Source organism: Kitasatospora sp. NPDC043949, assembly GCF_056435365.1.
This window is the reverse complement of the sequence record NZ_JBWKEQ010000039.1, coordinates 57214-66155: the sequence shown is the minus strand read 5'-3', so window position 1 is coordinate 66155 and position 8942 is coordinate 57214. Positions and strand designations below refer to the sequence as shown.

Genomic DNA, 8942 nt, shown 5'->3' with positions numbered 1-8942 from the left:
GCAGGCGGGGTGAGGGGAGCTGGGGTAGATCTTCGCTCCCACCTGTAGCCTCACCCCTGCCGGCTCCGCCTCGTTGGCTGTTTCCCCTGTCCCTCCCCCCCCCCCCCCCCCAGGCCCCTGGCCCTGACCGACGCGGAGTCGGCGTCGGTCAGGGCCAGGGGCACGGGCAGGGCTCAGGCCTGAGGTCAGGGGTTCTCCCGGTGCCGCCACCGCACCGGGTCGGCGGCGCTCGGCACCGACGCGTCGGCTCCCGGCGCTCCGGCCCCGGTCCGCGCCAGCGGCCGGTAGTCGGCGCACGACAGCACGAGCAACTCGTTGTCACCGGGCTGGAATTCGTAGTCCACCCGCTCCACGCGGCTCGTGATCCCGAGGACGTCCAGGTGTTGGCGCAGCCCGTCCAGCTCCCCGTAGCGGACGCCGGTGTCGTACACCATGACGGGGAAGAGCCGGACTTCGCGGCGGGCGATCCGGGCGAGTTCCAGGAGGGCCGCCAGGTGGAAGTCCCCGTCCAGCCGGTTGCCGTACGAGAAGAGCAGGTGCGAGCTGAGGACCAGGTCGAAGGAGTCGTCGGCGAACGGGAGTTCGGGCAGTGAGCCGGCGACGTAGCGGTCCGGGCGGGCGGCGATGTCGGCCTGGAAGTCGCGGGCGTTGGCGATCCACTGCCGGGTGAGGCGGTCGGGGTCGCCGTACCACGTCCAGACGAAGTCCGATGCCTCTCGGACCAGTTGGTCGCGCTTGTGCCGGGTCTCCCGTTCGACGAGGACGCCGAGGTCCTCCCGGTGGCGGGCGTACTCGCGGTCGACGGCCACCGCGTCGATGCCGCGCCGGCCGGCCTCGGCCGTGAAGCTGGCCGCGCCGCCCGGGCAGTCCAGGATGCGCCGGCCGGGGGCGAGGTCGCCGTCGGTGAGCGCGAACATCGCGCGGTACTCGTCGAAGCAGCGTGCGCTGACCAGCACGGTTCAGCCCCTCCCGATGTACGGCATGGTGGTGGGCAGGACGGTCAGGGACTGGACGTTGGTGTCCGGCGGCATCGAGGCCATCAGCAGGACGGCCTCGGTGAAGCGTTCCACCGGGATGGTCGCCTCGACCGCCATCGTGCCGTCCGCCTGCATGGCGGCGGGCTGCGGGCCGCCGTCGACCGGGGTGACGTTGCCGACGTCGATCTGGCCGACCGCGATGCCGTGCGCGCGGCCGTCCAGGGAGAGCACCTTGGTGAGGCCGAGGACGGCGTGCTTGGCGGCCGTGTAGGCGATGGAGTTGGGCCGCGGGACGTGGGCGGAGGGCGCGCCGTTGTTGATGATGCGCCCGCCCTGCGGGGACTGGGTGCTCATCACCCGGAAGGCCTCACGAGCGCAGAGGAAGCCCCCGGTGACGATGGTGTCCAGGACGCGGTTCCAGTCCTCGAACGGGGTCTCGGTGATGGGTCGGCGCGGGGCGGCGGCGCCGGCGTTGTTGAACAGCAGGTCGACCCGGCCGAAGCGGTCGCGGACGGCGTCGAACAGGGCCGCGACCTCCTCCGGTTGGCGGATGTCGGTCGGGACGGCCAGCACCCGGGCGGGGTCGACCTCCGCGAGGGCGATGGTCTCCTGGAGGGCGTCCTTGCGTCGCCCGGCCAGCGCGACGGACCAGCCTGCGCCCAGCAGGGCCAGGGACACGGCCCGGCCGAGCCCGCTGCCGCCGCCCGTGACGACGGCCGTCCGCCCGTGCGGCGCCTGTACGCTCCCGGTCACATGTCCTCCGTGTTCATCCAGATCCGCAGCATCCGCCGGGAGTTCGGCGCAGGCTCGTCCACGTAGGCCGAACGCCCGTGCAGGACCCGGCTGTTGCGGATGATCAGCAGGTCTCCGGCGGCCATCGGGAGGCCGAAGGCGATCTCGGGCCGGTAGAGCACCTCGTCGAGCACACCGAGCGCGTCCCACTGGCGGTCCGTCAGCGGCGGGCCGCCGCGGTCGGGGGACGAGCGGACGGTGCGGGTCTGGTAGTAGCAGGCGATGGTCCCGTCCTTCTGGGTGTAGAGGATCGGGGAGACCACGACCTGGGGCCCGGCCCGACCGGTCCGGTCGAAGGTCCAGTCCTCGGTGAGGGTGGCGAGGGCGTCCGGCCGCTCCCGCTTGATCAGGTCGTAGACGTGCCGCGCACTCGCCAGCTTGGTCAACCCTCCACCGTTGTAGGCGGGTTGGATGCAGAGCAGGACGAGCAGGTCGCAGGTGTCGCAGTGGAATCCGAGCTCGGTGTTGCCGTCGCCGTCCTGGTCGTGCAGCACCTGGGTGAGGTCGCCGCGCCCGTTCTGCGGGACGATCTCGCCGAAGTCCCGCAGCAGGAACGACAGGGCCGCCGCGACCTCCTCCTCCGGGGCGGTCGGATCCATCAGCCCGGTGACGTGGGCGACGCCGACGGAACGGGCACCGCCCTGGACGAGCGCGCGCAGCTTCGCCCGGACCGGCTCGGCCGCGCCCCACCGCCCGGCCCGCGCGTCCGCCCAGAGCAGTTGTCGCTCGCCCTCGTCGAGCGGGAGCGACCACTGCTCCCGCCGCGCCTCCAACTCCTCGCTGCTCCAGCCGATTTCGGACACCGTGTCGTCGTACATGTGCGGAACCACTCCTCTCTACCGCTGGGCGGCGGCCGCCGCCACCGCCTTGGACCAGAGCGCCAGCGCCTCGTCGACCTGCCCGGCCGTGACGGTCAGGGCCGGGATCATCCTGACCACGTTCAGGTGGATACCGCAGATCAGCAGCAGCAGGCCGAGGTCGGCCGCCGCCTGCTGGGCGCGCTTGGCGGTGTCCGGGTCCGGAGAGCCGTCCGGGTGGCAGAACTCGTTGCCGATCATCAGCCCGAGGCCCCGGACGTCGGCGACGCCCGGCGCTCCGGCGGCGACCGCCCGCAGGCCGTCCAGCAGCCGCGATCCCTGTTCGGCGGCGTTGTCGACCAGCTGCTCGTCCCGGATGACGTCCAGCGTGGCCAGCGCGGCGGCGCAGGCCACCGGGTTGCCGCCGTAGGTGCCGCCCTGCGAGCCGGGCCGGGCCCGCCGCATCAGGTCGGTCGGCGCGGCGATCGCGGACAGCGGGAAGCCACTGGCCAGGCCCTTGGCCGTGATCAGGACGTCGGGCACCACGCCCTCGTGGTGCAGGTGGGCCCAGAACCGGCCGGTGCGGCCGAAGCCCGTCTGGATCTCGTCGACGACCAGCAGGATGCCGTGCCGGTCCGCGCGCTCGCGCAGCCCGGCGAGGAACCCGGCGGGCGCGGGCACGTAGCCTCCCTCGCCGAGCACCGGTTCGACGAACATCGCGGCGGTCTCGGAGGGGGCGCTGACGGTCGCGAGCACCTGGTCGAGTCCGCGCAGGGCGTGCTCCACGGCCTGCGCCTCGCTCAGCCCGAGGCTCAGACCGAGCCGGAAGGCGTCGGGGAACGGCGCCACCGCGACACCGGGCATCACCGGGCCGATGCCCGCGCGGAAGCGGCTGCCGGCCGTGGTGAGCGCGGCCGCGCCCATGGTGCGGCCGTGGAAGGAGCCCTCGAAGACGATCACGTTCTGCCGGCCGGTGGCGTGCCGGGCGAGCCGCAGCGCCGCCTCCACCGCCTCGGTGCCGGCGGTGGCGTAGAACAGCGAGTCCAGGCCGGGCGGCAGCACCTCGCCGAGCCGCTCGGTGAGGGTGAGCAGGGGGTCGTGCAGCACGGTGGTGTACTGGCCGTGGATCAGCCGGCCGGCCTGCTCGCGCACCGCCTCCACCACGCGCGGGTGGCAGTGGCCGGTGCTGGTCACCCCCACGCCGGAGGTGAAGTCGAGGTAGCGGCGGCCGTCGGCGTCGAAGAGGTGGAGTCCTTCGCCGCGGGTGGCGACGACGGGGGTGGCCTGCTTGAGCACCGGGGAGAGCTGGGACACGAGGTCCGCCTTCCATGGGTCTGGGGGTACGGGTCGGTGGGGGCGCGGCTCACGGGGCGCCGGCGCGGCGGACGGGTCGGTACGGCGGACGGGGGTCGGTCCTACGCACGGGAGTCAGTGCGGCGGACGGGAGTCAGTGCGGCGGTGCGACGGGCGGCAGGTAGCCGGCCTCGGCGGCCCGGGTGAGCGCGGCCGACCACCACTGCGAGGTGGGCTCGGCGAACCGGACGCCCAGCCGGTCCAGCACGGAGGTGGTGTACGCGCGGTCCACGAGGACGTTGCGCTCCTCCTGGAGGGACCACGCGGCGGCCAGCCCCGCCGCCGTCGGGTGGTCGCGTTCGGCCCGGGCGATCGCCGCCGCGAAGGCCTCGTCGTCGGTGAGCCGGACGGGGTGGCCGTGGCCGGCGAGCCAGCGGACGAGCTCGTCGTGCGGCGTCTCGTGCGGGCTCTCGACGTGGTAGGCGCCGGGCGCGGCGTACGGGTCCAGCGCGATCGCGGCGATCCCGGCGGCCACGGTGTCGACGTAGGAGAACGCGTAGGTGGTGCGCGGCCGGCGCGGGGCGGCGCCGGCCAGCAGGTAGCCGCGGATCAGCTGGTAGATCCGGTTGTCGCCGATGTTGGCCTGGAAGGCGCCGGTCCGGCTGTGCGCCGCGATGTGGCCGCTGCGGTACAGGTAGGCGGCCCGCCCGGTGGCCGCCCAGGCGCGGACGGTCTGCTCGGCGGCGAACTTGGTCCGCTCGTACGGGGTGCGGAAGTGCTGGCCGATCCGCAGGTCGGCCTCGCTGAAGCGGCGGGGCGGGCCGTCCACGCCGCCCGCGACGGCGAGCGTGGAGACGTGGTGGACGCGGGCCGCCGGGGCGTGCTCGTCGATCCAGCCGAGCAGCCGCCGCACCGCGGTGTGGTTGGTCCGCTCCAGGTCGTCGGGCGAGGCCACCAGCCGGACGTCCGCGGCGGCGTGCACGACGAGCTGCGCGCCCCGGGCCCACGCCAGTCCGGCCGGGGACAGGCCCAGCCCCTCCCGGTCGATGTCCCCGGCGACGACCTGGATCCGGCCGTCGTCGGCGCCCGCGCCCAACCGCCGGACGGCGCCGGCGTCGTGCTCGGCCCGGACCAAGCAGGTGACGTGGGCGCCCCGCTGGACGAAGGCGTCGAGCAGGTGCCGCCCCAGGTAGCCGGTGGCGCCGGTGAGCAGTACCCGGGCGGGTTCGCGCACCGTGGTGCGGGCCGCCGGTACGGCGGGTGCCCGGGTGCCGGGGTGGAGCAGCTGGCCGGAGGTCGACAGCGGCGCCCGGACGGGACGGGTGGCGGTACCGGCACCGACACCGGCCTCGGCGGCCACCGTCCCGGCGAACGCGGCGACGATCCGCTCGGCGGCGGGGTGCGGCAGACCGGGCCACCCGTACACCAGGTCGGCGACCAGCCGGTTCTCCACGATGCGGGCGGTGAGCCGCAGGTCGTACAGCGGGTCTCCGCCGGTGCAACGGGCCACTCCGGCCTGCTCGTCCGCGACGGTCCAGTCCAGTGCGGGCTCGTCGGGCAGCCGGAAGGTGCCGAGGAAGTTGAACCCGGCGGCGGGGCGGGTGCCGGGCGCGTCCATCGCCTGGACGGGGGCCTCGCGCAGGCGCTGAGCGGCCCCCTCGGGGCCGGCCGACGCCTCGACCACCAGCCGCTTGACGGCGGTGAACCAGCCGACGGTGTCCAGGAATTCGCCCGGATCGCCGGCGGTGTCCCGGCCGTGGGTCTCCACCTCGACGGGCAGCCGCGGGTGGCCGCTCCAGCCGGTCACGGCGTCGGCGAAGGCGGCCAGTAGGAAGGCCTCCAGGCCGGTCCCGCCGCCGTGGCGGCCGACCAGCCGAGCGGTGCCGTCCTCGTCGAGCGTCCAGCCGACGGCCGCCGGCTGCGCGCGGACCGCGGACTCCGGTGCGGACGCCGGCGCGGACGCCGGAGAAGGCGACACCGGTGCCGGGGGCGGCGGCGCGGCAGCGGCCCACTGGTAGAAGTCCGGGGTCGGCGGCAGGTCGGCCGGCTTCTGGTCGAGCACCGCCCGGTAGGCGTGGGCGAGGTCGTCCAGCAGGATGCGCCAGGACAGCCCGTCGACCACCAGGTGGTGCGCGATCAGGGCGAGCCGGTCGTCGGTGCCGGGCGGGCCGGTGAACAGGTGGGCGCGCAGCAGCCGGCCGGCCAACGGGTCCAGGCTGCGGTGGAGTTCGGTGCAGACCCCGGCGACGGTCTCGGCGATCGGGGCCGTCCCGCGCGGGATCCGGGAGAAGGACAGCGGGTCGAGGTCGGCCACCGGCCGGGGTGCGTCGTAGCCCTCCGGCGAGACGGGCCGCCGCAGCGCCGGGTGGCGTTCCAGGACGGCCGCGAGCGCGGCCGAGAGCGCGGCCGGGTCGACGGCCGTCCGGCAGCGCAGCAGGACGGACTGGTTCCAGTGCCGCAGGTCGTCGACGGACCGCTGGAGGTACAGCCACCGCTGCGCGGGGGCGAGTTGACTCCCCCGGTCGCCGCTTCCGGTCCGCCCGGCCGGAGCGGAGGCCGGAACCGGTACGGCTGCGGCGGCTGCGGCCAGGCCGTGCGCGGTCGGGTGCCGGTAGAAGTCGTCGTAGTGGACGCGCAGGCCCGACCGGCGCAGGAAGGCGACGGTGCGCATGGCGAGGATGGAGTCCCCGCCGAGGTCCAGCACGTCGGTGTGCGGCCCGACCCCGGGCAGGCCCAGTGCGGCCGCCCAGAACCCGGCGATCGACCGGGCCAGCGCGTCCCCGTCCGAGGAGGGCCCCGACTCCGCCCGGGCCTCGACCAGTTCGGCGACCAGCTCGGCCAGCCGATCCCGGTCGAGCTTGCCGTTCGGCCCGACCGGGAACTCCGGCAGGGTCAGGATCGGCTGCGGCACGGAGTAGCCGGGCAGTCGGTCGCGCAGGTAGGAGCCGATCCCGGCCAGCCCGGCGCCGTCGGCCGACAACCGTACGGCGGCCAGGAGTTGGTTCCCCACGGCGGTCTCCCGGACCAGCACCACGGACCGGGCGACGCCCGGGAAGTCGTCCATCGCCCGCTCGATCTCGGCGAGGTCGACCCGATAGCCCCGGATCTTGACCTGGCGGTCCACCCGGCCGAGGAAGACCAGGCTCCCGTCCGCCCGGCGTCGACACAAGTCGCCCGTGCGGTACATGCGTTCACCGTCGTGGCGGACGAAGCCGCGCGCCGTCTCGGCGGGCCGGCCGAAATAACCCGCGCTGACGCCCCGGCCACCAATCAGCAGCTCCCCCACCGCGCCGTCGGGCACCGGCCGCCCGTCGCCGTCCAGCAGGGCGAGCCGCACCTCGCCGATCCCGGTGCCGATCGGGACGGTCGGCTCCTCGGCCGGCAGCTGGCGGGCGGTCGCGGCGAGGAAGCAGGTGGCGCCGACGGTCGTCTCGGTCGGGCCGTAGTGGTTGACCAGCCGGGCGGTGACGCCGGTGTCGAGCAGGGCGGCCGCGAACGGGCGCGGCAGCGCCTCCCCGCCGAGCAGCACGGTGTGCAGGGGCGGGGCGTCGCCGGGCCGGCCCTCCAGCAGGACGGTCAGGTGCGAGGGGGTGGTCTTCAGCACGGACACCCCGGCGCGCCGCAGCGACGCCCAGAACGCCTCCGGGTCGCGCACCTCGCCGTCCGGCACCACGTGCACCGAACCGCCGACCGCGAGGGCCAGCAGCCAGGCGGTGTGGCCGAGGTCGGCGGCCAGCGTGGTGACGTGCGCGATGCACGGGGCGTCGGCCTCGGTGAAGCCCAGCCGGTCGGCCAGCGCCCGCGCGTAGTGCACCGCGTTGGCGTGGGTGACGGCCACCGCCTTGGGCTCGCCGCTCGACCCCGAGGTGAAGGACAGGTACGCGGGGTCCTCGGCCGCACCGAACATCAGCTCCTCGGCCCCGCAGAGCATGAGGTCCTCGGCCCCGCCGGGCATGAGGTCACCGGTCGTACCGGGCACGCTGCCCGGCGCGTCGGGCAGGCCCTCGGGCCCGGCCAGCCGGTCGACGTCCACCACCTCGGCCGGATGGCCCTCCGGCCCTGGGAAGGCCGCCTCCGTGCTGAGCACCCGGCCGATCCGGACGGCCGCCAGCCTCCGGGCGAGGTCGGCCGCCGACCAGTCCGGGTCGGCCATCACCGCCGCCGCGCCCGAGCGCAGCACGCCGTGCAGCAGCACCAGCATGCGGGCGTCCCGGGGCCCGAGCAGGGCGACCCGGTCGCCCGGGCCGGTGCCGGACGCGGCCAGCCGGGCCGCGATCCGGCCGGCCGCGGCGTCGAGGGTGCGGTAGTCGAGGGTGCGGTCGCCGTCGGTCAGGGCGGTCCGGTCCGGGTGCTCCCGGGCGAGCCGTAACAGGAACCCGGACAGCGACCGGGCGGACGACGCGGCCCGGTTGGACGGCGTGGACGGTGCGGACGGCGTGGACCGGACGTGCTGCGTCGCGAAGGTCACTCCGGCTCGCCTCCCGTCCGGGCCGCCCGCCCGGCGCGGACCGGCCCCGTCGCGTGCGGGTCCACGACCAGGGGGTCGCCCGCGAGGAACGCGTCCAGGCGCGGCCGGTCGGGCAGGCGTCCGGCCAGCTCCCAGGCCAGCATGCGGTGCAGGCCGTCGATGTGGATCAGTCCCTCCCGGACCAGCAGGTCCGTGTAGTCGGGGTGGTCGACCGCGCCGGTGCTCAGGTAGACCGGGGTGAACGGGGCCCACCGCAGCAGCCGGAGCTTGGCGGCGCAGACCGGGTTCGCGGCCGACCAGGCGGCCTCGTCGGAGCGGATGCGCTCGGCCGCCTCGGCCACCGTCAGGCCGGAGCGGGGCACGAGTTCGCGCGCGCCGCCCTCGCTCAGGTGCCAGGGCAGGACGACGCCGAGGACGTCCGAGCGCGAGAGCCGGACGCGCCACCAGCCGCCGGGGATCCGGCCGGCGCGTTCGACGTTCTCCTCGCCGTCCCGGTTGCTGTTCGCCTCGTGGGCGCGCTCCACCGGGTGGTCCCGCAGGTAGGCGTGGTGGACCTCGGCGTAGGCGACGGCGGTGACGATCTCCACGCGGTGCTCCTCAGACAGTTCCGATCAT

6 protein-coding genes are annotated in these 8942 nt (G+C 75.3%); all 6 read right to left on the bottom strand.

What is annotated here, in order from left to right:
* Positions 1–185 precede the first annotated feature (185 nt).
* The 6 genes from AC07AL_RS27660 to AC07AL_RS27635 all read right to left on the bottom strand — a co-directional run bounded on the left by AC07AL_RS27660 (position 186) and on the right by AC07AL_RS27635 (position 8914).
* Complete coding sequence (locus AC07AL_RS27660; protein ID WP_363585772.1) at positions 186–956, bottom strand: class I SAM-dependent methyltransferase; 771 nt, start codon at positions 954–956, stop codon at positions 186–188.
* Between the two features lie 3 nt (positions 957–959).
* Positions 960–1730 carry an SDR family oxidoreductase gene (locus tag AC07AL_RS27655; RefSeq protein ID WP_363585773.1) on the bottom strand — a complete coding sequence of 257 codons (771 nt, stop codon included), beginning with the start codon at positions 1728–1730 and terminating at the stop codon, positions 960–962.
* Entirely contained in the window at positions 1727–2587 is an 861-nt protein-coding gene (locus AC07AL_RS27650; protein WP_363585774.1) for a TauD/TfdA family dioxygenase, read from the bottom strand. The genes AC07AL_RS27655 and AC07AL_RS27650 overlap by 4 nt, the downstream gene beginning before the upstream one ends.
* A gap of 18 nt (positions 2588–2605) precedes the next feature.
* Positions 2606–3880: an aspartate aminotransferase family protein gene (locus AC07AL_RS27645; protein WP_363585775.1), complete on the bottom strand. Its 1275-nt coding sequence runs from the start codon at positions 3878–3880 to the stop codon at positions 2606–2608.
* Between the two features lie 133 nt (positions 3881–4013).
* Positions 4014–8327, bottom strand: coding sequence for an amino acid adenylation domain-containing protein (locus AC07AL_RS27640; protein ID WP_478318552.1), 4314 nt, complete (start codon positions 8325–8327; stop codon positions 4014–4016).
* Positions 8324–8914, bottom strand: a complete 591-nt coding sequence (locus AC07AL_RS27635) for a DUF6309 family protein (protein ID WP_363624497.1) — start codon at positions 8912–8914, stop codon at positions 8324–8326. Before AC07AL_RS27635 ends, AC07AL_RS27640 begins: the two co-directional genes overlap by 4 nt.
* Positions 8915–8942 lie beyond the last annotated feature (28 nt).

Bases quoted from the DNA above. Each gene is read 5' to 3' on its own strand.
- AC07AL_RS27650 (WP_363585774.1), bottom strand. From the start codon at position 2,587: ATGTACGACGACACGGTGTCCGAAATCGGCTGGAGCAGCGAGGAGTTG.